The sequence below is a fragment of the Microbacterium sp. SY138 genome, assembly GCF_039729145.1.
In the GTDB taxonomy this organism is placed as follows: Bacteria; Actinomycetota; Actinomycetes; order Actinomycetales; family Microbacteriaceae; genus Microbacterium; species Microbacterium maritypicum_A.
The window spans coordinates 1,271,884-1,296,600 of sequence record NZ_CP155793.1 but is presented as its reverse complement, the minus strand read 5'-3'; the positions used below and the strand labels follow the sequence as shown (position 1 = coordinate 1,296,600).

The 24,717-nt window shown below is 65.7% G+C and carries 20 protein-coding genes and 3 rRNA genes; 3 read left to right on the top strand and 20 right to left on the bottom strand.

Translation table 11 applies throughout. The features are described from left to right. Positions 1–21: 21 nt before the first annotated feature. From ABDC25_RS06080 to ABDC25_RS06040, 9 genes are all read right to left on the bottom strand, one after another. A complete protein-coding gene (locus ABDC25_RS06080) occupies positions 22–942 on the bottom strand; it encodes an NAD kinase (protein ID WP_136023621.1) in 921 nt (306 codons plus the stop codon). Continuing rightward, positions 939–1,736 carry a TlyA family RNA methyltransferase gene (locus ABDC25_RS06075; RefSeq protein ID WP_136023622.1) on the bottom strand — a complete coding sequence of 266 codons (798 nt, stop codon included), beginning with the start codon at positions 1,734–1,736 and terminating at the stop codon, positions 939–941. The genes ABDC25_RS06080 and ABDC25_RS06075 overlap by 4 nt, the downstream gene beginning before the upstream one ends. Further along, positions 1,733–1,909: a hypothetical protein gene (locus ABDC25_RS06070; RefSeq protein WP_021201744.1), complete on the bottom strand. Its 177-nt coding sequence runs from the start codon at positions 1,907–1,909 to the stop codon at positions 1,733–1,735. The genes ABDC25_RS06075 and ABDC25_RS06070 overlap by 4 nt, the downstream gene beginning before the upstream one ends. Positions 1,910–1,961: 52 nt before the next feature. Then, positions 1,962–2,999: an HAD-IIA family hydrolase gene (locus tag ABDC25_RS06065; RefSeq protein ID WP_347125331.1), complete on the bottom strand. Its 1,038-nt coding sequence runs from the start codon at positions 2,997–2,999 to the stop codon at positions 1,962–1,964. Continuing rightward, complete coding sequence (locus ABDC25_RS06060; RefSeq protein WP_347125329.1) at positions 2,999–3,757, bottom strand: hypothetical protein; 759 nt, start codon at positions 3,755–3,757, stop codon at positions 2,999–3,001. Before ABDC25_RS06060 ends, ABDC25_RS06065 begins: the two co-directional genes overlap by 1 nt. Before the next feature lie 38 nt (positions 3,758–3,795). Next, positions 3,796–4,839: a hypothetical protein gene (locus ABDC25_RS06055; RefSeq protein ID WP_347125327.1), complete on the bottom strand. Its 1,044-nt coding sequence runs from the start codon at positions 4,837–4,839 to the stop codon at positions 3,796–3,798. A gap of 115 nt (positions 4,840–4,954) precedes the next feature. After that, a 5S ribosomal RNA gene (gene rrf / locus ABDC25_RS06050) occupies positions 4,955–5,071 on the bottom strand. A gap of 108 nt (positions 5,072–5,179) precedes the next feature. Next, positions 5,180–8,284 (bottom strand): 23S ribosomal RNA (locus ABDC25_RS06045). 414 nt (positions 8,285–8,698) lie between these two features. Continuing rightward, positions 8,699–10,222, bottom strand: a 16S ribosomal RNA gene (locus tag ABDC25_RS06040). Together the 16S, 23S and 5S rRNA genes form the textbook arrangement of a ribosomal RNA operon. A gap of 596 nt (positions 10,223–10,818) precedes the next feature. On the opposite strand from ABDC25_RS06040, the gene ABDC25_RS06035 reads away from it, so the two are divergent. After that, a complete protein-coding gene (locus tag ABDC25_RS06035) occupies positions 10,819–12,195 on the top strand; it encodes a CoA transferase (RefSeq protein ID WP_347125325.1) in 1,377 nt (458 codons plus the stop codon). Here ABDC25_RS06035 and ABDC25_RS06030 read toward each other — a convergent pair. From ABDC25_RS06030 to ABDC25_RS06020, 3 genes are read right to left on the bottom strand one after another with little or no spacing between them, the layout of a single operon-like run. Continuing rightward, positions 12,180–12,971 carry a DUF4184 family protein gene (locus ABDC25_RS06030; protein WP_347125323.1) on the bottom strand — a complete coding sequence of 264 codons (792 nt, stop codon included), beginning with the start codon at positions 12,969–12,971 and terminating at the stop codon, positions 12,180–12,182. The genes ABDC25_RS06035 and ABDC25_RS06030 overlap by 16 nt on opposite strands. A 44-nt stretch (positions 12,972–13,015) precedes the next feature. After that, entirely contained in the window at positions 13,016–14,317 is a 1,302-nt protein-coding gene (gene tyrS / locus ABDC25_RS06025) for a tyrosine--tRNA ligase (protein ID WP_021199745.1), read from the bottom strand. Positions 14,318–14,356: 39 nt separating this feature from the next. After that, on the bottom strand, positions 14,357–15,310 hold the full coding sequence (locus ABDC25_RS06020) for an aldo/keto reductase (protein ID WP_347125321.1): 954 nt from the start codon (positions 15,308–15,310) through the stop codon (positions 14,357–14,359). 53 nt (positions 15,311–15,363) lie between these two features. Here ABDC25_RS06020 and ABDC25_RS06015 point away from each other — a divergent pair, with 53 nt between their 5' ends. Next, a complete protein-coding gene (locus ABDC25_RS06015; RefSeq protein ID WP_347125319.1) occupies positions 15,364–15,720 on the top strand; it encodes a MerR family transcriptional regulator in 357 nt (118 codons plus the stop codon). Positions 15,721–15,731: 11 nt separating this feature from the next. On the opposite strand, the gene ABDC25_RS06010 is transcribed toward ABDC25_RS06015, so the two are convergent. Together ABDC25_RS06010 and ABDC25_RS06005 are read right to left on the bottom strand one after the other, a co-directional pair. Beyond that, positions 15,732–16,577 carry a hypothetical protein gene (locus tag ABDC25_RS06010; protein WP_347125317.1) on the bottom strand — a complete coding sequence of 282 codons (846 nt, stop codon included), beginning with the start codon at positions 16,575–16,577 and terminating at the stop codon, positions 15,732–15,734. After that, entirely contained in the window at positions 16,574–17,218 is a 645-nt protein-coding gene (locus ABDC25_RS06005) for a SatD family protein (protein WP_167253478.1), read from the bottom strand. The genes ABDC25_RS06010 and ABDC25_RS06005 overlap by 4 nt, the downstream gene beginning before the upstream one ends. A 60-nt stretch (positions 17,219–17,278) precedes the next feature. On the opposite strand from ABDC25_RS06005, the gene ABDC25_RS06000 reads away from it, so the two are divergent. Next, positions 17,279–17,875 carry a DUF1349 domain-containing protein gene (locus ABDC25_RS06000; RefSeq protein WP_029260622.1) on the top strand — a complete coding sequence of 199 codons (597 nt, stop codon included), beginning with the start codon at positions 17,279–17,281 and terminating at the stop codon, positions 17,873–17,875. Between the two features lie 31 nt (positions 17,876–17,906). Here the strand turns inward: ABDC25_RS06000 and argH are convergent, their stop codons facing one another. Genes argH through argC form a run of 6 tightly spaced genes read right to left on the bottom strand, consistent with a single transcriptional unit; the run spans position 17,907 to position 24,585 of the window. Continuing rightward, positions 17,907–19,337 carry an argininosuccinate lyase gene (gene argH / locus ABDC25_RS05995; RefSeq protein WP_136025182.1) on the bottom strand — a complete coding sequence of 477 codons (1,431 nt, stop codon included), beginning with the start codon at positions 19,335–19,337 and terminating at the stop codon, positions 17,907–17,909. Beyond that, positions 19,337–20,266 (bottom strand): ornithine carbamoyltransferase, encoded by a 930-nt coding sequence (gene argF / locus ABDC25_RS05990; RefSeq protein WP_021199752.1) that lies wholly within the window; start codon positions 20,264–20,266, stop codon positions 19,337–19,339. Before argF ends, argH begins: the two co-directional genes overlap by 1 nt. After that, the gene (locus ABDC25_RS05985; RefSeq protein ID WP_021199753.1) at positions 20,263–21,468 is read right to left on the bottom strand and encodes an acetylornithine transaminase; all 1,206 of its coding nucleotides are present in this window, start codon (positions 21,466–21,468) and stop codon (positions 20,263–20,265) included. Before ABDC25_RS05985 ends, argF begins: the two co-directional genes overlap by 4 nt. Then, positions 21,465–22,382, bottom strand: coding sequence for an acetylglutamate kinase (gene argB / locus ABDC25_RS05980; RefSeq protein WP_021199754.1), 918 nt, complete (start codon positions 22,380–22,382; stop codon positions 21,465–21,467). Before argB ends, ABDC25_RS05985 begins: the two co-directional genes overlap by 4 nt. Then, positions 22,379–23,536 (bottom strand): bifunctional glutamate N-acetyltransferase/amino-acid acetyltransferase ArgJ, encoded by a 1,158-nt coding sequence (argJ, locus tag ABDC25_RS05975; RefSeq protein WP_167253474.1) that lies wholly within the window; start codon positions 23,534–23,536, stop codon positions 22,379–22,381. Before argJ ends, argB begins: the two co-directional genes overlap by 4 nt. Continuing rightward, the gene (argC, locus tag ABDC25_RS05970; RefSeq protein ID WP_347125313.1) at positions 23,533–24,585 is read right to left on the bottom strand and encodes an N-acetyl-gamma-glutamyl-phosphate reductase; all 1,053 of its coding nucleotides are present in this window, start codon (positions 24,583–24,585) and stop codon (positions 23,533–23,535) included. The genes argJ and argC overlap by 4 nt, the downstream gene beginning before the upstream one ends. Positions 24,586–24,717 lie beyond the last annotated feature (132 nt).

Genomic DNA, 24,717 nt, shown 5'->3' with positions numbered 1-24,717 from the left:
TCGATCATGACGTCTCCTCGATCATGACGTCGCCCCCGGCGCCTGTCCGCGCCACCCTTCGACGGGAAGCTGGAACTTGCGCACGAGTCGGTCGGTGAATGCCGTGGGGTGCAGGCGAGCCAGCCGCACGGGACGCGAAGAGCGGCGCACCACCACGCGTGCGCCCGGCGGCAGGTCGTGCGAGCGGCGGCCATCGCACCAGAGGATGCCCGAGCCGTCCGTGCGTTCGAGCATCTCGATCGCCACCGAGGCATCGGGGCTCACCACGAGCGGCTTGGCGAACAGGGCATGCGCCGACAGCGGCACCACCGCGATCGCCTCGACACTCGGCCAGATCACCGGTCCCCCGGCGGAGAAGTTGTAGGCCGTCGAGCCGGTCGGGGTGGAGATCACCATGCCGTCGCATCCGAAACTCGACAACGGCCGGCCGTCGATCTCGAGAACGATCTCGATCATCCGCTCACGACTGGCCTTCTCGACCGTGGCCTCGTTGAGGGCCCACGTCTCATAGACGACCGTGCCGTCGACATCCTTCACACGCACGGACAGGGCGAGCCGTTCCTCGACCTCGTAGTCGCGGTCGATCACACGACGTACGGCTTTGTCCATGTCGTCGCGGTCGATCTCCGCGAGGAAGCCGACATGCCCCATGTTGATGCCGAGCACCGGAGCCCCGCTGTCGCGTACGAGTTCCGCTGCGCGCAGAATCGTCCCATCCCCACCCAGCACGATCGCCAGTTCGAGGTCGGCCGGATCGACGGAGATGCCGAGTACGGCGATGTCGGCGAAGAAAGGATCCACGGCCACGAGGGCCTCGTGATCGTCGGCGGCCAGGACCGGTCGCGCTCCGGCCTCCCGAAGCGCGTCGACCACCCGCCGAGCGGCGTCGACGGTGTCCACACGGCCCGCGTGAGCGACGACCAGGATGCTGCGCTCGTTCATCGTCCTCCTGCCAGTCGGTTGATGCTGTCCAGCCATTCTGTCGGATTGCTGCCTCGACCCGGTGCGAGGTGCACGAGATACTCGGCGTTGCCGTGGGTTCCGAGGATCGGGGAGGGAAGGATGCCGAGCATTCCGAACCCCACGTCCCACGCGCTCCACACGGTGCGCGCCACGGCGTCGGCGCGTGTTGCGGGGTCGGTGACCAGTCCCCCACGGACGGCGGTGCGTCCGACCTCGAACTGCGGCTTCACGAGAAGCAGGACGTCGGACTCCGATGCGACCACCGCGGCGACGGCCGGCAACACGAGTTCGAGAGAGATGAACGAGAGGTCACCCACGACCAGATCGGGGGCTGCGACCTCGCCCGTCGCCTCGGCGAGGTTCTCCCGTGTCATGTATCGGACGTTGTAGCCCTCGACGGACACGACTCCGGGATCAGCGGCGATCGACGCGGCGAGTTGTCCATGCCCGACGTCGACCGCGAGCACCTCACGTGCTCCCCGCTCACGGAGCACCTGGGTGAAGCCGCCGGTGGATGCGCCCATGTCGAGTGCCAGCCGCCCCTCGACCGGTATCGCGAAGCCGTCGAGGCCCGCGATGAGCTTGTGCGCGGCACGTCCGACGTAGTGGTCTGCACCGGCGATGGTGATCTCCGCCGCATCGTCGACCGCAGTGGAGGCCTTCACGACAGGTCGCCCGTCGACGCTGACGAGGCCCTCCGAGATGAGAGTGGCCGCGTGGGTGCGCGAACGGGCGAGTCCTCGGGCGGCGAGGGCAGCGTCGAGTCGCGTCATCGGGATCCCGAGGTCTCCCGCTGCTCGAGCTTCGCGCCGCTCTCGAGGCGACGGGAGAGCTCGTCGTGGAGGGCCGAATACGCGTCGGCCCTCGCCGGCAGCGGCTGCCCCTCGATCAGACGCAGTCGACTCCACAGGCCATCGGTCGGCGCGCTCGTCGTCTCATCGGTCACGGTTCTACTGTACGCGGCCCGTCCGACGCGGAAGGGCGCCACGCGAGCACCGTCAGGGACGGTGGAACGGGTCGTCGTAGAGGCGCTCCGGAACCCTCAGCACGAACACGGGGGTGCCGGATGCCCAGATGGCGGCGGCTCCCGCGCGCAGCAGGTCGATCTGCTCACCGGAATCCGCCACGATCTCGACTTCGGCGCCCGAAACCCGCACCGCCGCACCGTTCACGCGGAAGACGCCGTCCTGCTCGGTCACCTCGGGATACGGGGCATGCAGTTCGCGCAGGTCGCCGAGGATGTAGGTGGGACGCGAGCCCTCCGGGGCGGCCAGCACATGCTTCGGGCGGTCAATGCCGGTGAGCACCAGGACCGATTCGATGCCGACCCTGCTCGCCCCCATGATGTCGGTGTCGAGACGGTCCCCGATGAAGAGGGCCTTCTTCGCGCCGAAGCGTGCAAGGGCCTCCTGGAAGATCGGCTCCTCCGGCTTCCCCGCGACGGTGGCGAGCCTGCCGATCGCCGTGTGCACGGCGGAGACGAGCGTCCCGTTGCCGGGCGCCACTCCCCGCTCACGGGGGATCGTCCAGTCGGTGTTGGTGGCGATCCACGGGATGCCGCCTTCGTCCTCGGGAAGCTTGAGAGCGAAGGCCGCCTCAGCGAGATCCGTCCACGCGACCTCCGGAGCGAACCCCTGCACGACGGCGCTCGGCGCATCCTCCGCGCTCCGCGTGACTGTGTACCCGGCTTTCTGCACCTCGTCGACGAGGCCGTCACCGCCGATGACCAGGATCGTTGCCGGGGCGGGCACGATCTGAGCCATCAGCCTCATCGCCGCCTGCGGGCTCGTGACCACGTCGGATGCCTGGACGCGCAGCCCGAGACTGCTCAGGTGCGCTGCGACCGAGGCATCCGTGCGTGCCGCGTTGTTCGTGATGTAGCCGAGTCGAGCCGACTTCGCCGCCTCGTTGAGGCTGTCCACCGCGTAGGGCAGGGCCCCGGGGCCGGCGTACACCACACCGTCGAGGTCGGCGAGTACGGTATCGACTCCGTCAAGCGGAGTGCGAGGCGATCGCTTCCGAGAGAACAGCGCCACTACGCCTCCGGTTCCGACTCGTCGTCCTCGCCGAGGAGCTCGCGCACCTCGTCTTCGACGGTCGGTTCCTCAGCGACGATTGCGGCTTCGTCGACGTCGGCAGGCGCATCGGACGCTGGCTCTTCCCGATCCGCGTCATCTGCCTCCAGGGGCGTATCCGCCGCGGAATCATCGTCATCCTCGTCGGGGAACTCTCCCTCGATGAGGCTGTCTTCGATGAAGATCTCCTCGTCGCCGGCCTCATCGACCCCTAGCGCCTCAGCGGCGACTTCGGCGCGGTGCGCCCAGAACTCCGCCTCCTCGGTGCGCCCGAGGTCTTCGAGCACGGCAGCGCGGGCGGCGAACAGCGCCGGGCTCCATTCGAAGGCCCGATCGGGATCGAGCTCCGGGATCTCCAGCTCGCCGAGTGCGAGTTCGAGATCGCCCTGGTCGAGACGGGCACCGGACATCGCGATCGCAAGCGCGACCCGGACCGGAGTCTCGAGCGCCGAACGATCGACGGCGCGTCCGGTCTCGAGCGCACGATCGGAGCGACCGATTCCGCGCTCGCTGTCGACCATCAGAGCGATCTGATCGTCCTTGCCGGAGATACGACGGTAGGTCCGCAGTTCGCGGAGCGCCAGGGCGAAGTCTTCCGTGGCGTAGGCGGTGATGCCGAGGGTCTCACGGACGATCGCGATGCGTCCAGCGCGGCGCGATGCGGCCAGCGCGTGCTCGTGGGCGAGCGCCGGGTCCTCGTCGATGAGACGAGAGGCCATCGCCAGGTGACGGGCGACGTGTTCGGCGTTCTCCTTGCTCAGCGTCTTGAGCTCATTACGCGCTGCGCCGTTGAGGTCGCGAGCCGTGACGTCGTCGGGGATCTGCGGCTCATCGAACCGCGGACGCTCGTTCGTCGCCTGAGCCGGACGCTCTCGCCCCGCTCCCCCGCGCTGCGGGAATGAACGTGAACGATCGCGGTCGCCGCCTTCGCGACGCGGGGCGCCACCGTCACGGTTGTAGCCGCCACCTTCACGACGGGGAGCTGCGCCGTCACGGCGCGGGGCACCCCCGTCACGGTTATACCCGCCACCCTCACGACGGGGAGCTGCGCCGTCGCGACGCGGGGCGCCACCGTCACGGTTGTACCCGCCCTCGCGACGGGGAGCTGCGCCGTCACGGTTGTACCCGCCCTCACGACGCGGGGCACCACCATCACGGTTGTACCCGCCCTCACGACGCGGAGCACCACCATCACGGTTGTACCCGCCCTCACGACGCGGAGCACCACCATCACGGTTGTAGCCGCCCTCGCGACGGGGAGCAGCACCGTCGCGACGCGGGGCGCCACCGTCACGGTTGTAGCCGCCACCTTCACGACGGGGAGCAGCACCGTCACGGCGCGGGGCGCCACCGTCACGGTTGTAGCCGCCACCTTCACGACGGGGAGCTGCACCATCACGGTTATACCCGCCCTCGCGACGGGGAGATGCGCCATCGCGGTTGTACCCGCCCTCACGACGCGGAGCGGCGCCGTCGCGGTTGTACCCGCCCTCACGACGCGGAGCACCACCATCACGGTTGTAGCCGCCACCTTCACGACGGGGAGCTGCGCCGTCACGACGCGGTGCACCACCATCACGGTTGTACCCGCCCTCACGACGCGGAGCACCACCATCACGGTTATACCCGCCCTCACGACGCGGAGCACCACCATCACGGTTATACCCGCCCTCACGACGCGGAGCACCACCATCACGGTTGTACCCGCCCTCACGACGGGGAGCTGCGCCGTCACGACGCGGCGCACCGTCACGGCTATTGCTGGGGCGTCCGCCAGAAGCGCGGTGCCCGCGCGATCCACCGTCGTCGTTGCGACGCGGACGGCGCTCTTCCTCTTCTGGCATGATGCTCCCTGTTCTTTTCGTGTAAACGCAAAATGGCCACCCAACGATGGGTGGCCATTTTGTCTAAAAGGAGTCCGGCGGTGTCCTACTCTCCCACAGGGTCCCCCCTGCAGTACCATCGGCGCTGTGAGGCTTAGCTTCCGGGTTCGGAATGTAACCGGGCGTTTCCCTCACGCTATGGCCGCCGAAACACTATTGATGTTTCAATCAAACACATAACAAAGTCATTGTTGTTATGCGGTTCTCGACCGTACATCGAGAACCACTCAGTGGACGCGTAGCACCAACAAACGGTGTGTTATCAAGTCATCGGCTTATTAGTACCAGTCAGCTGCATGCATTACTGCACTTCCACATCTGGCCTATCAACCCAGTAGTCTGGCTGGGAGCCTCTCACCCGAAGGTATGGAAATCTCATCTTGAGGCCGGCTTCCCGCTTAGATGCTTTCAGCGGTTATCCATCCCGAACGTAGCTAATCAGCGGTGCTCCTGGCGGAACAACTGACACACCAGAGGTTCGTCCAACCCGGTCCTCTCGTACTAGGGTCAGATCCTCTCAAATTTCCTACGCGCGCAGCGGATAGGGACCGAACTGTCTCACGACGTTCTAAACCCAGCTCGCGTACCGCTTTAATGGGCGAACAGCCCAACCCTTGGGACCTACTCCAGCCCCAGGATGCGACGAGCCGACATCGAGGTGCCAAACCATGCCGTCGATATGGACTCTTGGGCAAGATCAGCCTGTTATCCCCGAGGTACCTTTTATCCGTTGAGCGACAGCGCTTCCACAAGCCACTGCCGGATCACTAGTCCCGACTTTCGTCCCTGCTCGACCTGTCAGTCTCACAGTCAAGCTCCCTTGTGCACTTACACTCGACACCTGATTGCCAACCAGGTTGAGGGAACCTTTGGGCGCCTCCGTTACTTTTTGGGAGGCAACCGCCCCAGTTAAACTACCCACCAGGCACTGTCCCTGAACCGGATTACGGTTCGAAGTTAGATATCCAGAGTGACCAGAGTGGTATTTCAACAATGACTCCACACGAACTAGCGTCCATGCTTCAAAGTCTCCCACCTATCCTACACAAGCCACACCGAACACCAATACCAAGCTGTAGTAAAGGTCACGGGGTCTTTCCGTCCTGCTGCGCGTAACGAGCATCTTTACTCGTAATGCAATTTCGCCGAGTTCGCGGTTGAGACAGTTGGGAAGTCGTTACGCCATTCGTGCAGGTCGGAACTTACCCGACAAGGAATTTCGCTACCTTAGGATGGTTATAGTTACCACCGCCGTTTACTGGGGCTTAAATTCTCAGCTTCGCCTTGCGGCTAACCGGTCCTCTTAACCTTCCAGCACCGGGCAGGCGTCAGTCCGTATACATCGTCTTGCGACTTGGCACGGACCTGTGTTTTTAGTAAACAGTCGCTACCCACTAGTCTCTGCGGCCTCCAAACGCTTTCGGGAGTAAATCCCTATACGCCGAAGGCCCCCCTTCTCCCGAAGTTACGGGGGCATTTTGCCGAGTTCCTTAACCACGATTCTCTCGATCTCCTTGGTATTCTCTACCTGACCACCTGAGTCGGTTTGGGGTACGGGCGGCTAGAACCTCGCGTCGATGCTTTTCTTGGCAGCATAGGATCACCCACTTTTTATCCGCATCGTGTCTCAGCCTATGTGAATCGCGGATTTGCCTACGACTCGGCCTACGCACTTGCACCAGGACAACCATCGCCTGGCTTGGGCTACCTTCCTGCGTCACACCTGTTAATACGCTAACCGCACCAGAATGGGGTCGTGCGCTAGGCCCAGAGCGTCACCCCTAAGGGATCAGTCACTGGGATTCAGACACTTAGCACTACTGGATTAGCTTGGGCGGTTCTTCGCCGGTACGGGAATATCAACCCGTTGTCCATCGACTACGCCTGTCGGCCTCGCCTTAGGTCCCGACTTACCCAGGGAAGATTAGCTTGACCCTGGAACCCTTGGTCTTTCGGAGGACGTGTTTCTCACACGTCATTCGCTACTCATGCCTGCATTCTCACTCGTGTAGCCTCCACGGCTGGTTTACACCGCCGCTTCGCTGGCCACACGACGCTCTCCTACCCATCAACACGGCTGGACCACGAAGGCCTACCAATAATGTCAATGCCACAACTTCGGTGGCGTGCTTGAGCCCCGTTACATTGTCGGCGCGGAATCACTTGACCAGTGAGCTATTACGCACTCTTTCAAGGGTGGCTGCTTCTAAGCCAACCTCCTGGTTGTCAAGGCAACTCCACATCCTTTCCCACTTAGCACGCGCTTTGGGACCTTAGTTGGTGGTCTGGGTTGTTTCCCTCTCGACTATGAAGCTTATCCCCCACAGTCTCACTGCTGCGCTCTCACTTACCGGCATTCGGAGTTTGGCTGACGTCAGTAACCTTGTAGGGCCCATCGGCCATCCAGTAGCTCTACCTCCGGCAAGAAACACGCAACGCTGCACCTAAATGCATTTCGGAGAGAACCAGCTATCACGAAGTTTGATTGGCCTTTCACCCCTATCCACAGCTCATCCCCTCAGTTTTCAACCTAAGTGGGTTCGGTCCTCCACGACGTCTTACCGTCGCTTCAACCTGGCCATGGATAGATCACTTCGCTTCGGGTCTAGGACATGCGACTGAATCGCCCTATTCAGACTCGCTTTCGCTACGGCTACCCCACACGGGTTAACCTCGCCACATATCGCTAACTCGCAGGCTCATTCTTCAAAAGGCACGCTGTCACCCCTACTAAGGAGGCTCCAACGGTTTGTAAGCAAACGGTTTCAGGTACTATTTCACTCCCCTCCCGGGGTACTTTTCACCTTTCCCTCACGGTACTTGTCCGCTATCGGTCATCTGGGAGTATTTAGGCTTATCAGGTGGTCCTGACAGATTCACACGGGATTTCACGGGCCCCGTGCTACTTGGGATACTCTTCGCGCCAAGAGAGGCATTTCGACTACGGGGTTGGCACCCTCTATGACCGGCCTTTCAAGACCGTTCGTCTATACCTTCTTGTAACGCCGCCACCTCGGCAGAGATGACTGAAAAGTCCCACAACCCCCAACGTGCAACGCCTGCCGGCTATCACACACGCTAGGTTTAGCCTGTTCCGGTTTCGCTCGCCACTACTAACGGAATCGCGGTTGCTTTCTCTTCCTGTGGGTACTGAGATGTTTCACTTCCCCACGTTCCCTCTACCCGCCCTATATATTCAGGCGGGAGTCACTAGGTCGGCACGCCGCCCAGCGGGGTTTCCCCATTCGGACACCCTCGGATCAAAACTTGCTTATCAGTTCCCCGAGGCTTATCGCAGATTGCTACGTCCTTCTTCGGCTCCAGATGCCAAGGCATCCACCGTTTGCTCTTAAAGACTTGAAATCACATGAGTTTGAATCAAAAACTCGACCCCATCCGAAGATGGAATCTGAAATTGACTAATGATCTTTAAGATCATCTTGTGCAACTGACCGAAGCCAGCTGCAAGATGCTCGCGTCCACTGTGTAGTTCTCAAAGTACGGGCGGTGCCCCTATCCACAACCCCACACGGGGGAAACAGAAAGAGGCCCAGAGGTTCAGACCAGATCCCGAAAGATCCGCATCCGGTCCCTCAGGACCCAACAGCGTGCAGGTGCGACATCCGCCACCCTCCCCGTTCCAACCACCGAAGTGGCGTACTGGAGAAGAACAACATCCTTCGCACCATGTCAAATGTTCCACCCATGAGCTCCCAGCGAGAAACGAACGTTCTCGATCTGGGTTCTGGACACCCGAAAGTGTCAGATGCTCCTTAGAAAGGAGGTGATCCAGCCGCACCTTCCGGTACGGCTACCTTGTTACGACTTAGTCCTAATTACCGATCCCACCTTCGACGGCTCCCTCCACAAGGGTTAGGCCACCGGCTTCAGGTGTTACCGACTTTCATGACTTGACGGGCGGTGTGTACAAGACCCGGGAACGTATTCACCGCAGCGTTGCTGATCTGCGATTACTAGCGACTCCGACTTCATGAGGTCGAGTTGCAGACCTCAATCCGAACTGGGACCGGCTTTTTGGGATTCGCTCCACCTCGCGGTATTGCAGCCCTTTGTACCGGCCATTGTAGCATGCGTGAAGCCCAAGACATAAGGGGCATGATGATTTGACGTCATCCCCACCTTCCTCCGAGTTGACCCCGGCAGTATCCCATGAGTTCCCACCATTACGTGCTGGCAACATAGAACGAGGGTTGCGCTCGTTGCGGGACTTAACCCAACATCTCACGACACGAGCTGACGACAACCATGCACCACCTGTTTACGAGTGTCCAAAGAGTTGACCATTTCTGGCCCGTTCTCGTATATGTCAAGCCTTGGTAAGGTTCTTCGCGTTGCATCGAATTAATCCGCATGCTCCGCCGCTTGTGCGGGTCCCCGTCAATTCCTTTGAGTTTTAGCCTTGCGGCCGTACTCCCCAGGCGGGGAACTTAATGCGTTAGCTGCGTCACGGAATCCGTGGAATGGACCCCACAACTAGTTCCCAACGTTTACGGGGTGGACTACCAGGGTATCTAAGCCTGTTTGCTCCCCACCCTTTCGCTCCTCAGCGTCAGTTACGGCCCAGAGATCTGCCTTCGCCATCGGTGTTCCTCCTGATATCTGCGCATTCCACCGCTACACCAGGAATTCCAATCTCCCCTACCGCACTCTAGTCTGCCCGTACCCACTGCAGGCCGGAGGTTGAGCCTCCGGATTTCACAGCAGACGCGACAAACCGCCTACGAGCTCTTTACGCCCAATAATTCCGGATAACGCTTGCGCCCTACGTATTACCGCGGCTGCTGGCACGTAGTTAGCCGGCGCTTTTTCTGCAGGTACCGTCACTTTCGCTTCTTCCCTGCTAAAAGAGGTTTACAACCCGAAGGCCGTCGTCCCTCACGCGGCGTTGCTGCATCAGGCTTGCGCCCATTGTGCAATATTCCCCACTGCTGCCTCCCGTAGGAGTCTGGGCCGTGTCTCAGTCCCAGTGTGGCCGGTCACCCTCTCAGGCCGGCTACCCGTCGACGCCTTGGTGAGCCATTACCTCACCAACAAGCTGATAGGCCGCGAGCCCATCCCCAACCGAAATTCTTTCCAGACGCAGACCATGCGGTCACGTCACATATCCAGTATTAGACGCCGTTTCCAGCGCTTATCCCAGAGTCAGGGGCAGGTTGCTCACGTGTTACTCACCCGTTCGCCACTGATCCCACAGAGCAAGCTCCGTGTTCACCGTTCGACTTGCATGTGTTAAGCACGCCGCCAGCGTTCATCCTGAGCCAGGATCAAACTCTCCGTAAAAAAGAAATGCATACCCCACCGGGAAAACGGTGACGCAGCGAGTTTGATGCTGACCAAAGAGACAAATTCATTGCTGACTTCATCCATTGCCAACCCCCCGGAAGGAGTTGGTCTTTGATCCAAAGGAATTCTCAACTAGCCGAAGCTAGACGAGGATAATTTGGCATTTGACAAGTGCACGCTGTTGAGTTCTCAAGGATCGGATGCTCCCACGACCCAGCCATCACAGCCAGGCCCGAAGGGCAACTTCTCTATCTTACCCACTCTCTCTTGCTTGTCAAATCGGCGCGCCGCGCGGATCGAAGATCCGCAGCGCAGCTGATGACAGCCGCAGAAGAGGTGGAGTCCCTATCCTAGACGCAAGCGCCTGATCTCTCAAGTGAGAGTGGATCGGGAGTGGTTCTCCGCTTGAGGGGGGTGAAGCTCTTGGCTCCTCCGCGTCCCTGTGGGGCGAACAAGTAATAAGTTACGTGGATCTCGGGGTTCTGGCAAATCGGGCCCCACCGCCCGGGCGTGTCGCTGGCGCCCTCTCCCATGTTTCTGCCGGATCAGTAATGGTTTCCGCCCTCTCTGGGCCTCAGGAGTACGATCACGCCATGCCTGCGTCTGCGGATTTCCGCCCCGTCGCTCCCCCGCACGATGAAGCCTCGGGGCATGGTGACGCGGGCGCCGCGCTGCTCGATCGCGTGCGGCGTGAACTCGGGATCGACCGTGGCTCGACGGTGCTCCCGCCTCCCCCGACTGTCCCGCTTCCCTCCCGACTGGCCACCGGCGCGCTGGCGTGGGCGAGCGTCAGCGCGGCGGTGCTCGCGGCTGGCTGTTCCCCCGTCTCGCTGGATCCGGCCCGCGTCGCCATCGCCTACCGGAGCGACCGCGTGCTCACGATCGATGGCGACGCTCCCCCGGTCTGGTCCCCGTACTCCGGGTTCTGGGAGACCACCGACGGATGGGTCCGTACGCACGGGAACTACCCGCATCACGCTGCCGCGCTGCGTGCGGGCCTCCACCTGCGAGAAGACGCCGATCCGGCTGCCGTTCGTGTTGCACTCGCGGAGCGGAGGACAGCGAGTGCCGTCTCCGACATCACATCCGCCGGCGGTCTGGCTGTTCCTGTCGCCGTCGAGAGGCCCGCCGTCGATCGGGCACTGCGCGAACGACCACTCCTCGAGGTAAGCCGGGTGGATGAGGAATCCGTCTCGCACCCCCGTCGATCGGAGCTCGCGGCAACGTCACCGGGTTCCCTCCCCCTGAGCGGCATGCGCGTGCTCGATCTGACGCGCGTCATCGCGGGGCCGGTCTGCACGCGGACCCTCGCTCTTCTCGGCGCCGACGTCTTGCGCATCGATCCCCCGCACCTGCCGGAACCGGCGTGGCAGCATCTCGATACCGGCCACGGCAAACGATCCGTCATACTCGACGCACGCAGTGCCCGACTCCAGGAGTTGCTGGCCGAAGCCGATGCCGTGGTGCTCGGCTACCGACCGGCCGCTCTCGACAGACTCGGGCTGCATCCGGAGCTGCTCGCGCGCCGACACCCTGGGCTCATCGTCGCGCAACTCAGCGCCTGGGGTACGGAGAGTCCGGACCTCGCCGGCTTCGACAGCCTCGTGCAGGCCGAATCCGGCATCTCGCGCATCGAGTCCGCGGAAGGCGGGCGTCCAGGAGCACTCCCGGCGCAGGCCCTCGATCACAGCGCCGGGTATCTTCTCGCCGCCGCGGTGACCACGCTGCTCAGGCGGCGGTCACGGGAGGGAGGGTCACGGATCGTGCGCACGTCACTGCGTCGCGTCGCCGCGGAGCTGCTCGGGATGCCGCGCCGAGGAGACCCCGCAGCCGAGGTCGATTTCGACGTTCGGCCGCACCTCGCGCGATTCGATGTCGACGGGAGCGCCCTCGTGACGGCGCGACCCGCCCTGCCGGGTTTCGAGTTCCGGGCCCCGCATCCCTGGGGATCGGATCAGCCCGTCTGGTGACGGCCGCGCACCGACAGCGCGACGCAGAGAACGAACGTGATCGCGCCCCACAGCGCACATGCCGGAGGAAGAACCCGGTACGCGAGGTGCTGGACGGTGAACTCCGCGTCGAGCGGACCGAAGACGACGAGTCCACCGACCCAGGCGGCGAGCAGGATCACGGGAAGCGACACCCACCATGACACACGCAGCCAGGTGGGTACCGACTGCGTGACTGTGCGACGCGGAGCCTGCCGACACAGCCACAGGAGCGCCCAGACACCGATGATGGCGAGGCCGACCAGGCTCGACCCGTGCTGAAGCCACTTGAATCCGGGGAGCGGACCCCACATCTCATCGAGCCCGGGAATCAGACCGACGCCCCATCGTCCCTCGTGCGTGAAGAGGTCCCACACGATGTGCGAGAGCACCCCGATCACGAGCGACGCGGCGAGCAGGAACGGATACGCGCGCTTCTGACCGATGCCGACCGCCGCTCCTGCTGCCGTGGCCCCGCGATCGGTCCAGTCCTCGGGCAGCCGCCGCGCCACCCACAGCGGACCGAGTTCGGGAACCGCCGGACGCAAGACGACCCGCCAGATCAGGAACAGTGCGAACGCGAGCAGCGCGGTCCACACGACGTTGCCGAACGTATGCGTGAACGAGTAGTTCAGTCCGACACCCCGCACGAACAGTGGCAGGTCAGGCGCCATCGCGCCGATCGCGATCGCCGCCGGCACCAGCGGCGTGCGGACGAACGGCAGCGCGACCAAAGCGTGACTGGCGGTGAACGGCATCCGACCCTGCTACCCGAAGACCTCTGCTGCCGACAGCCGGGGACTCAGTCGAGGAAGACGCCGGCGAGGGTCTTCTTGCCGCGGCGGAGCACGGAGACTCCTCCGGGAAGGGTGCCCTGGACCGCGGCTGTCTCGTCTTCGACCCGTTCGCCGTCGAGAGTGACGCCACCCTGCGTGATCGCACGCCTGGCCTCGGACAGGCTCGCCACCAGACCGGTCGACACCAAGACCTCGACCACCGGTGCACCGAGAGCGACCGTCGCGTTCGGAAGCTCCTCCAGAGCGGTGCGCAGCGTGCCGGCATCGAGCGCGGTCAGATCCCCCTGCCCGAACAGTGCCTCGGACGCGGCGATCACGGCCGCAGTCGCCTCGACACCATGCACCGTCGCGACGACCTCGAGGGCGAGCCGCTTCTGCGCAGCCCGACGGAACGGCTCGGTCGCCACGAGTTCGGCATACTCCTCGATCTCGGCTCTGCCGAGGAAGGTGAACACCTTCAGGCGATCGATCACGTCGGCGTCGGTCGTGCTCAGCCAGAACTGGTACATCCGGTACGGGCTGCACATGTCGGCATCGAGCCAGATGGCATTGCCCTCGCTCTTGCCGAACTTGGTGCCGTCGCTGTTCGTGATGAGCGGCGTGCCGATGGCATGCACCGACGCTCCCTCGGCACGACGGATGAGGTCGGTACCACTGGTGAGATTGCCCCACTGATCCGAGCCGCCGGTCTGCAGCACGCAGTCGTACTGCCGGTACAGCTCGAGGAAGTCCATGCCCTGCAGGATCTGGTAGCTGAACTCGGTGTAGCTGATGCCCTCGTCGGAGTTCAGGCGCGCGGCGACCGCATCCTTCTTGAGCATCGTGCCGACACGGAAGTACTTGCCGATCTCGCGCAGGAAGTCGATCGCGCTCAGCGGGGCCGTCCAGTCGAGGTTGTTCACGATGCGGGCGGCGTTGTCGCCCTCGAAGCTGAGGTAGCGCTCGACCTGCGTGCGCAGGCGACCGACCCAGTCCTCGACCGTCTCCCGAGTGTTCAGCGTGCGCTCGGCCGTGGGGCGCGGATCTCCGATGAGTCCGGTCGAGCCGCCGACGAGGCCGAGGGGCTTGTGGCCGGCGAGCTGGATGCGGCGCAGCGTCAACAGCTGCACGAGGTTGCCCAGGTGCAGGCTGGGAGCCGTCGGATCGAACCCGCAGTAATACGTGATGGGGTCTCCCGCGAGCAGGGCGCGCAGCGCCTCCTGGTCGGTGGACACATGGACCAGACCACGCCACACGAGTTCGTCCCACACGTTCTCGAACGTGGGGTCGATCGCCTGGGGTGCGGTCGTCAGAGCGGGAGTTGACACGCGCTCCAGGCTATCAGCGCAGCGCACCGGCGAAACGACTCACACCGGCCCGTCGAGAAGAGTGATCTCGTCCGCAGACAGAGTGATCGACGCGGCATCCATCGCGACGTCGAGCTGATCGACCCTGCTGCCGCCGAGGATCGGGCGGATGCCGCGGGCCAGCTGCCAGGCCAGCACGATCTGCCCCCGTCCGACCCCTCGCGACGCCGCGACCTCACCCAGCACCGCGAGCCGACCTGCGGTTCCGGGATGGTCGTACACCGGGGGCACGGGCTTCGCGGGATTGTCATAGGCCCCCGAGAGCAGGGGCGTGTACGCCCAGATCTCGAGCCCGTTCGCCAGGGCGAAGTCGCGCTGCTCATCGCTCAACACACCGAAAGGATGGGCGACCCCGGGGGGAAGCGTTCCCGGTCGCGTGCGCAGGTACGTGCTGTTCAACTGGAACGCGTCGATGGGAACGCTGCCGATGGACCTGGCGTGCGCACGGGCGCGCTCGATGCGCCAGGCCGGGTGGTTCGAGGCACCGACGCGGCTCACGGTGCCATCTGCGGTGAGCGCCGCGAGAGCGTCCACGGTCTCCTCGATCGCGACGGCCCGATCCTCCTGGTGCAGCCACAGCAGGTCGATCCTGTCGACGCCCAGACGCGCGAGGCTCCCGTCGACAGCAGCGCGGATGGCTCGCGGGGAGAGCCCTGTCCGATGTTGGGGCCAGGACCCGGGCCACAGGGGTTCGGCACCGACCTTCGTCGAGATGCGGACCTGTGCTCGCGCCTGCGGCCGCGCCGCGAGCCAGCGTCCGAGAACCTCCTCGGAGGCTCCCCCCTGCCCCGTGTCGCTCACCCAGAAGCTGTAGCAGTCGGCGGTGTCGATCCAGATGCCGCCGCGCTCGACGAAGCGGTCGAGCAGCGCGAATGAGGTCTCCTCGTCGACGAGCGTGCCGAAGGACATCGCTCCGAGGACGAGCGGGGATGCAGAGGCGTTCCGGTTGGTCATGACCTCACTGTGCAACCTGGAGTGCGCTCCAGGTCAAGTCCTATGCTCGGGTCATGACCACGTACACCCCGGCGGAGGCTGCGGCACGCTCCGGATTCAGCATCGACACGCTCCGGTACTACGAGCGCGAGGGCAGCCTGCCCGCCGTGTCCCGCACTGCGGGCGGACATCGGGCGTACACCGACACCGAGCTCGGACTTCTGGAGTTCCTCAAGTGCCTTCGCGAGACGGGCATGCCCGTGGAACGCCTGCGTCGCTACGGCCGGCTCTGCCAACGCGAGGACACCGTCCCCGAGCGGATAGCGCTCCTCGAGGAGCACGCCGCGACGGTCGAGAAGCAACTCGCCGACGTTCTCGCGCAGCAGCGGCGTCTGGCGGAGAAGCTGGACTGGTACCGGTCGAGAGGCTGAACTGCCTGCCGTCAGCTGTGCGCGGCCCACCACACGAGGAACGCGGCGCCGAGGGCGATCACCCAGCTCACCAGGCTGCCGACGAGGAAGTACTCCGCGCGGGCCCCGGTCTCGCCGTCGCGCGAGATCTCCGGGAATCGGACGATGCCCTTCGCCGCGAGCATCGCGGCCAGGATCGGATAGGCCGCAGCGAGAGTGAGGATCAGGACGAGGATGCGCTCCAGCGGTCCGATCAGTCGTCCGCCCTTGAATCCGCTGCGCGGATCTCGGGGCGCTGCCACCGGGAGCGTCGCCGACATCGCGACAGCATCCTCCGTGGCGTCGTCGGAGACACCATCGACCGTCTCGGAGGCCACCGGGGTCTCGGCGGCCGCGACAGTCTCCCTCGACGCGCTCGCTGCCGGGTCTGCCGGGTCCGCCGGGAGCCAGGTGTGCTCCCCGTCGAGCGCCGCACGCACCACGAGATTCGAAGACTCGAGGAGGAAGACCCCGGCTCCCAGCGCCAGCAGCGCGAGGTCGAAGGGCACCTCACCGAACGGCGATCGGAGGTGCCAGATCGCGCCGATCAGACCGGCGTCAGCACGGGCACCGAGCCCGACGACGGCGCCGACGCTCACGACCGCGAGCAGCACGGCGGGCCAGAACCCCAGCGGGGCGGGGCGCCCGGTGGGAATGCACCACACCCAGAGGGCACCGACGACGATCGCGAGCACCATGGGAAGGAGCGCGTCGCTGACGCTGCCGAGCAGGAGCAGGATGACAGCGACGGAGAGATACCCGATCCAACGGCGCGGTGCGAACTGACGCACCAGGTCGGCGGCGCCGACCGCCAGCAGGATGAATCCGGCGACGATCATGCGCGCTCGCCTCGGAGCGCGGCGACGCCCTCGATGAGTGCGGCCGTACCCGCTGTGCGCAGCGACTTCGAGACGCTGGGCTGTGTGATCCCCTCGTCGGTCGCGAGCTCCTGCTGCGATCGACCGAGCAGACGACCGTAGGTGAGCCGTCGTTCCCGCTCGCTCATCGCGCCGACCACCTCGTCGCGGACGAGGAGATAGGCGTTCGATGCGGCGATCGTGCTCTCCATGACCTCATCCTGCCCCGGGGCTCCGACAATCCAGGATCTCGTGCGCGGCACGGCGCGACCCTCACGGGCGTGCACGGTCTCGATCGCCGCGCGGGCCGCATACCACCCCGGTCCGTCAGCGAGCTCGCGATGGACCGACTCGACAGGACGCACCTCCCCCACACCGATGCCGAAGCGGAAGGCGATGCCGTCAGGCAATCGCAGCTGGATCATCAGCAGCGACACCATCGCGTCGCTCAGATCGCGGTAGACACCCTGCTGCTCGTCTCCTACGGTGGGCGTGAGCGGCTGCGTCGCCAGCGGGAGGTCGACCTCCACCGCGGCTATGGTGTCGTCGAGGACGCGTTGCGCGGCGGTGCGATCGTCGAGTCGGCGAGACCCCACGATGTCAGCGAGTACCGCGATGACCATGACATAACCATAACACGAATAATGCTCGACTTATGCGCTTATCGGCTATATCTTGAGAACATGCCTGAATCGCACATGATCCCCTGGTCTCAGGGAACCTGGACCAACGCCCCCGCCTCCCCGTCCACCCTCCCCGACGGTTCGGCTCCGCTCGACATCACCGCCGTGGAAGGCAGCGATGCCTGGCGGCACACCGCCTATGGCTTCGTGCACGATAACGAGCACGCTCTCCTCGCCCCGCTCGCGGTGGGCGAGGCCATGGAGGTCGCTTTCCGGGCCCCGTGGGACGGGCAGTTCGACCAGGCGGGCGTGTTCGTGCGCATCGACGACGAGCACTGGGTCAAGACCGGCCTGGAATACGCCGATGATCACCTCGGGCTCGGCGCCGTGGTCACCGCGGGAGGCTCCGACTGGTCGGTCGGCCACGTCGACGAATGGTTCGAGAGCGAGATCACGGTGCGTGTCAGCCGCTGGGCGGACTCCGTGATCGTGCGTGCCCGCGCCGACGACGGACCGTGGCGACTGGTGCGGGTCGCGCCGTTCGACGGGCAGTCCGCAGCCGCAGCCGGCCCCTTCCTCGCTGCACCCACCCGTGCCGGACTCACCGTCCGCTTCACCCGCTGGGAGCGGTCGGCGGCCGACGCCGAGCTGCACTGAACCGCCGCGGACCGGCCGCCGATGCCTTCGGCTAGAGGCCGAGGGCGTGGGCGGCGGCCTGCGCGCGCGAGACCAGCTCGGCACGCTGCTCCGCGACCCGCACAGGGGCGGTCCCCCCGGCGCCGGTGCGCGATGCGACCGAACCCTCGATCGTCAGGACTTCGCGCACCTCGGGCACGAGATGCGGCGACACCGACAGCAGCAGCTCGTCGGAGGCATCCTCCAGCCCGATCCCCTGCTCCTCGCACGCACGCACGAGCGCACCCGAGATCTCATGGGCATCACGGAAGGGCACCCGGCGCTTCACGAGCCATTCCGCGACATCCGTCGCGAGAGAGAAGCCCTGCGGAGCCAGAGCTGCCATCCGTTCGGTGTCGAAACGCAGCGTCGCGATCATGCCCGCGAAGGCGGGGAGCACCACCTCGAGGGTCTGAACCGAGTCGAACACCGGCTCCTTGTCCTCCTGCAGATCGCGGTTGTACGCGAGCGGAAGGCCCTTGAGCGTGGCCAGCAGACCGGAGAGGTTGCCGATGAGGCGACCCGACTTGCCGCGAGCGAGCTCGGCGATGTCGGGATTCTTCTTCTGCGGCATGATGCTCGACCCCGTGGAGTAGCCATCGTCGAGCGTGACGAAACCGAACTCGCGGGTGTTCCAGAGGATGATCTCCTCGGAGAGGCGCGAGATGTCGACCCCGGTCATCGCCGTGATGAACGCGAACTCCGCCACGACGTCGCGGGCCGCGGTGCCGTCGAGGGAGTTCTCGGCCGGGCGGTCCAGACCCAGCTCCGTCGCCACGAGCGTCGGATCGAGACCGAGCGTGGAACCGGCCAGCGCTCCCCCGCCGTACGGTGAGACGCCGGCACGACGCCGCCAGTCCACGAGGCGTTCGAGTTCGCGCACCAGCGGCCAACCGTGGGCCTGCAGGTGATGGGCGAGCAGCACCGGCTGCGCATGCTGCAGGTGCGTGCGTCCGGGCAGGATCGCGGCGGGATGCGCTTCGGCCTGGGCCACCAGCGCGTCGATCACCCGCAGGATGTCACGGGCGATCACCCGCGCATGATCGATCAGGTACATGCGCACGAGGGTGGCGATCTGGTCGTTGCGGCTGCGACCGGCGCGCAGGCGCCCGCCCAGTTCCGGCCCGAGCTCGGCGATCAACGCCTGCTCGAGCGCGCCGTGCACGTCCTCGTCGGTCGGCACCGGTCGCAGCGTGCCGTCGGCGACCTTGCGCGCCACGGCATCCAGCCCCTCGTGCATCCGTCGTGCCTCGTCGGGTTCGAGGTATCCGGCAGCTTCGAGCGCCGTGGCATGTGCATGCGAGCCGGCGATGTCGTACGGCGCGAGGATCCAGTCGAAGTGCGTGGAACGGCTCAGCTCGACCAGTTCCGGCGACGGGCCCGTGGCGAAGCGGGCGCCCCAGAGCGCGCCCTCGTTGGTGCCTTCGTGTGTCGGTTCGCTCATCACGCGTCCTTCTTGCCGAGGAGCCAGACCAGGAGGGCCTTCTGCGCGTGCAGACGGTTCTCCGCCTCATCCCAGACCACGCTCTGCGGCCCGTCGATCACGCTGGAGTCGACCTCATAGCCGCGATCGGCAGGGAGGCAGTGGATGAAGATCGCCTCGGGGTCGGCGAGCGTCATCGTCTCGGGGGTGACCTTGTAGCCGCCGAGATCGCGGATGCGTGCGAGCTTCTCCTCCTCCTTGCCCATCGAGACCCATGTATCGGTCACCACGACGTCGGCACCGGCGGCAGCCTCGACCGGGTCGGTGTAGAGCGTGATCGAGCCACCGGTCTCGGCAGCGCGGCGATCGGCGGCCTCGATGACATCCGCGCGGGGCGCATAGTCCTCCGGCGACGCGATGCGCACGTGCATGCCCGCCGTCACACCGGCGAGCGCGTACGAGTGCGCCATGTTGCTCTGTCCGTCGCCGAGGAACGTGAGCGTGAGCCCCTTCAGATCTCCCTTGTGCTCGCGGATCGTCAGCAGATCGGCGAGCAGCTGGCACGGGTGGAAGTCGTCGGAGAGCGCGTTGATGACGGGCACCCTCGTGCCTTCGGCCATCTCTTCGAGCCCGGACTGCGCATAGGTGCGCCACACGATGGCCGCGACCTGGCGCTCGAGGACGCGCGCGGTGTCGGACGGCGTCTCTTTGCCGCCGAGCTGGCTGCTCGCGGTCGAGATGATCAGCGGCGAGCCGCCGAGGTCGGCGATGCCCACCGCGAACGAGACACGGGTGCGCGTGGAGGACTTGTCGAAGATGACCGCGACCGTCTGAGGACCGGCCAGGCTCTTGTCGGCCCAGCGGTCCTTCTTCAGCTCGATGGCGAGGTCGAGGATCTCCGCCTGCTCGGCGGGGGTCAGGTCATCGTCACGCAGCAGGTGGCGGGTCATGCGGATACCTTTCCGGCTACAGAGGCCTGGACGTCGGCGAGAGCGGCCGTGAACAGCTCACGGAACTCGGCGAGTTCGGCGTCGCCGATGGTGAGAGCGGGCGCGATGCGCACCGTCTCGGGGTTGGCGGCGTTGACGATGAGCCCGCGCTCCTGTGCGGCCGCGACGACGGCACCGGCCACCGGAGCGGTGAGCGCGACGCCCACGAGCAGACCACGTCCGCGCACGCCCTCGACCAGCGGGGAGTCGATCCCGAGGAGGATCTCGCGAAGCTCCGCGCCGCGACGGGCCGCGTTCTCCACCAGGCCGGCGCTCTCGATCTCGGCGAGCACGGCGTCGGCGACAGCAGTCGCCAGGGGATTGCCCCCGAACGTCGAGCCGTGCGACCCCGGGGTGAACAGTGCGCTCGCGCTGCCGTAGGTGACCAGCGCGCCGATCGGGAAACCGCCGCCGATCCCCTTCGCGAGCGTGATCGCATCGGGAATGATGCCCTCGTGGCTGAACCCGAACCACTCACCGGTGCGGCCGGCTCCGGTCTGGATCTCGTCGACGATCAGGAGCGCGCCGTGCGCGAGGGTCAGCGAGCGGGCGGCGGCGAGGTACCCCTCCGGCAGCTCGACCACTCCGGCCTCGCCCTGGATCGGCTCGACGATGATCGCGGCGACGCGGTCGTCCATCGCCGCTTCCAATGCCTCGATCGTGGCGGGGATGTGCTCGACGCCCGCGGGCATCGGCTCGAACGGCGCGCGCATCGATGCCTTCGCGGTGAGAGCGAGCGAGCCCATGGTGCGTCCGTGGAAGCCGTTCTCGAGCGCGAGGATGCGCGGCCGCTCGGTGCCCCCGTGCAGCCGGGCGAGCTTGAAAGCGGCCTCGTTGGCCTCGGCGCCCGAGTTCGAGAAGAACACCCGCCCGTCGATACCGGCACCCGCGAGACGCTTGATGCGTGCGGCGAGTGCGAGCTGGGGCGGGGTGGCGAAGTAGTTCGACACGTGTGCGAGTGTGGCCGCCTGCGTCGAGACGGCCTCGACGAAGGCCGGGTGCGCGTGCCCGAGGGAGGTCACCGCGATGCCGGCGAGGAAGTCGAGGTGGCGTCGACCGTCGGCATCCCACAGGTACGAGCCCTCACCGCGGACCAGCAGCGCGAGCCGCTCCCCCGCATTGAGCACGAGATCGCGTGCCGCGTCGTCCTGCCAGACGGTCATCCCGTCACCTCCGACTTTCCCAGGACCACTTCGGTCCCGATTCCCTTGCTGGTGAACAGTTCGACGAGCACCGAATGCGGCACCCGTCCGTCGATGATCGCGGCCGCGTCCACGCCGCCTTCGACCGCGTCGAGGCAGGCGCGCATCTTGGGGATCATCCCCGACTCGAGCTTCGGCAGCATCTCGATGAGGGCCTCCGAGGTCAGGTGCGAGACGAGGGAGTCGCGGTTCGGCCAGTCGGCGTAGAGCCCCGGCACATCCGTGAGGATCACGAGTTTGCGCGCATGCAAGGACACGGCGAGAGCCGCGGCGGCGGCATCGGCGTTGACGTTGAGCGACTGGCCGGGATGATCGAGATCAGGCGCGATGCTCGACACCACCGGGATGCGCCCGGCGGCGAGATGGTCGAGCACGGGAGTCGGATCGACTTCGACGACATCGCCGACGCGACCGAGGTCGACCTCTTCGCCGTCGATCACGACACCGCGACGGCGCCCGCCGAAGAGTCCGGCGTCCTCCCCGCTGAGGCCGGTCGCGATCGGCCCGTGCGAGTTGATCTTGGACACCAGCTGCGGATTGACCTGACCGGTGAGCACCATGCGCACGACGCTGATCGCCTCGGTGTTGGTGACCCGGTAGCCGCCCTTGAACTCGCTGGGGATCTCGAGCCGCTGCAGCATGTTCGAGATCTGCGGGCCGCCGCCGTGCACGACGACCGGCAGTACGCCGACGTAACGGAGGTAGGCGATGTCCTGCGCGAAGGCGTCCTGCAGCTCCTCCGACACCATCGCGTTCCCGCCGTACTTGATGACGACGATCTGGTCGCGGAACTTCTTCAGCCACGGCAGCGACTCGATGAGGGTCGTGGCCTTCTGTGCGGCGACTTCGGCCGGGGTGTCCTGGATGTCGGTCATGAGGCGTAGGCGCTGTTCTCGTGCACGTAGTCGTGGGTGAGGTCGTTCGTGAGCACGGTCGCCGTCGACTCGCCGACCTTGAGGTCGATCACGAGGTGCGTGGCGCGCGGCATGAGGTCGACCTCTTCACGGGGACGGTCGGGGCCGCCCGCCGTGCAGACGCGGACGCCGTTCATCCAGACGTCGACGTCGTAGGGATCGAACTGCGCGTTCGTGGTGCCGATCGCGGCGAGCACACGGCCCCAGTTCGGGTCGTTGCCGAAGATGGCGGCCTTGAAGAGGTTATTGCGGGCGACCGACCGGCCGACCTCGACGGCGTCCTGCTCGGAGACCGCGTGCTGCACCTCGATCGTGATGTCGTGACTCGCGCCCTCGGCATCGCCCTGCAGCTTGACCGCGAGCTCTTGGCACAGCTCGATCAGCGCGGCGGCGAAGTCGTCGAGATCGGGCACGACCTCGGAGGCGCCGTTGGCGAGGAGGGTGACCTGATCGTTCGTCGACATGCAGCCGTCGGAGTCGAGCCGGTCGAAGGTCCGCCCGGTCGCACGGCGCAGCACGTCATCGGCCTGGAGCGGCTCGAGGACGGCGTCGGTCGTGATCACGACCAGCATCGTGGCGAGGCCCGGCGCGAGCATTCCTGCTCCCTTCGCCATCCCACCGATCGTCCAGCCGTCGCGGCTGACCACGGCGGTCTTCGCGACGGTGTCGGTGGTCATGATGGCGTGCGCCGCGCTCTCTCCGCCATCAGCGCTGAGCTCGGCGATCGCCTGCTCCGTGCCGGCGAGCACACGCGCACGGAACGTCTCGTCTCCTGTGCCGATGAGACCGGTGGAGCAGATCAGCACGTCGCCGGCGCTGACACCGAGGAGCTCGGCCGCCTTCTCAGCCGTCTGATGCGTCGTCTGGAATCCGAAAGCGCCGGTGAAGCAGTTCGCCCCGCCGGAGTTGAGCACGACGGCCTCGACCACCCGGTCGGCGACGGCCTGCTGCGACCAGATGATCGGGTTGGCCTTGGCGCGGTTGCTCGTGAAGACGGCGGCGCCGACCTTGCGCGGTCCGCGGTTGACGACGACGGCGACATCGGGCTTGCCGGTGGACTTGAGTCCTGCGGCCACACCGGCCGCCTCGAAACCTGCGGGGGCGGTGACGCTCACGGCGCGACTCCGTTCACTGAGAGGGCGCGGGCCTCGGGAAGCCCCAGCGCGATGTTCATGGATTGGATGGCAGCGCCGGCGGTGCCCTTGACGAGGTTGTCGACCGCGGTGACCACGGTCACCCGGTTCGCGGCGCGATCGATCGCGAGCCCGATCAGCGCGGTGTTGGCGCCGAGCACGTCGGCCGTGCGCGGGAAGCGTCCCTCCGGCAGCAGCTGCACGAAGGTCTCGTCGCCGTAGGCGCTCTGCCAGGCGTCGCGGATCTGCGCATCGGTCACGCCGTCGGCGATCCGTGCGGTCGACGTGGCGAGGATTCCGCGCGACATGGGCACCAGCACCGGAGTGAAGGAGATACGGATGCCGTCGGCGTCGATACCCGATGCCGCGGCGAGCGCCTGACGGATCTCCGGTATGTGCCGGTGGGATCCCCCGACCGCATACGGGTTCGCGGTGCCGAGGATCTCGCTGCCGAGAAGGTTCGTCTTGAGGCTCTTCCCGGCACCGGACGGACCGACCGCCAGCACCGAGACGATGTCCGCGGGGTCGATCATGCCGGCGGCGACGCCCGGCGCGAGGCTGAGACTCACGGTCGAGGCGTTGCAGCCGGGAGCCGCGATGCGAGTCGCGCCGCGGAGGTGCTCTCTTTGCTTGACCCCGTCGATCAGGAGCTCGGGGACGCCGTATGTCCAGGGCTCGTGGAACGCCCCGCCGTAGAACGCCTCCCACGCGGACGCCGACGTGAGCCGATGGTCGGCTCCGGCATCGATCACGAGCGGAGCCGCACCGAGCGCATCGGTGTACTGCCCCGACTGCCCGTGCGGGAGTGCGAGGAACACGATGTCGTGGCCGGAGAGGATCTCGGGCGTCGTGTCCTGCAGGGTGAGGTGTGCCAGAGAACGCAGATGCGGCTGGTGGTCGACGAGAGGCTGCCCGGCGTTCGAGTGCGCCGTGACGGTGCGGATCTCCATGTCGGGATGATCGGCCAGGAGACGGAGGATCTCGCCGCCTGCGTAGCCGGATGCGCCGGAGACGGCGACGGAATACGTCATGCTTCTACCTTAACGGTCGGGTCCTTCCTCGAAGGGAGCACCGGGGACGGGGCCGGAGGCGGCGACACCGGCTCTCGACCGCTGCGCGTGCGCAGGCAGGAGGGCGGGGTCGCCTACAGTCGGCGGCCGCGG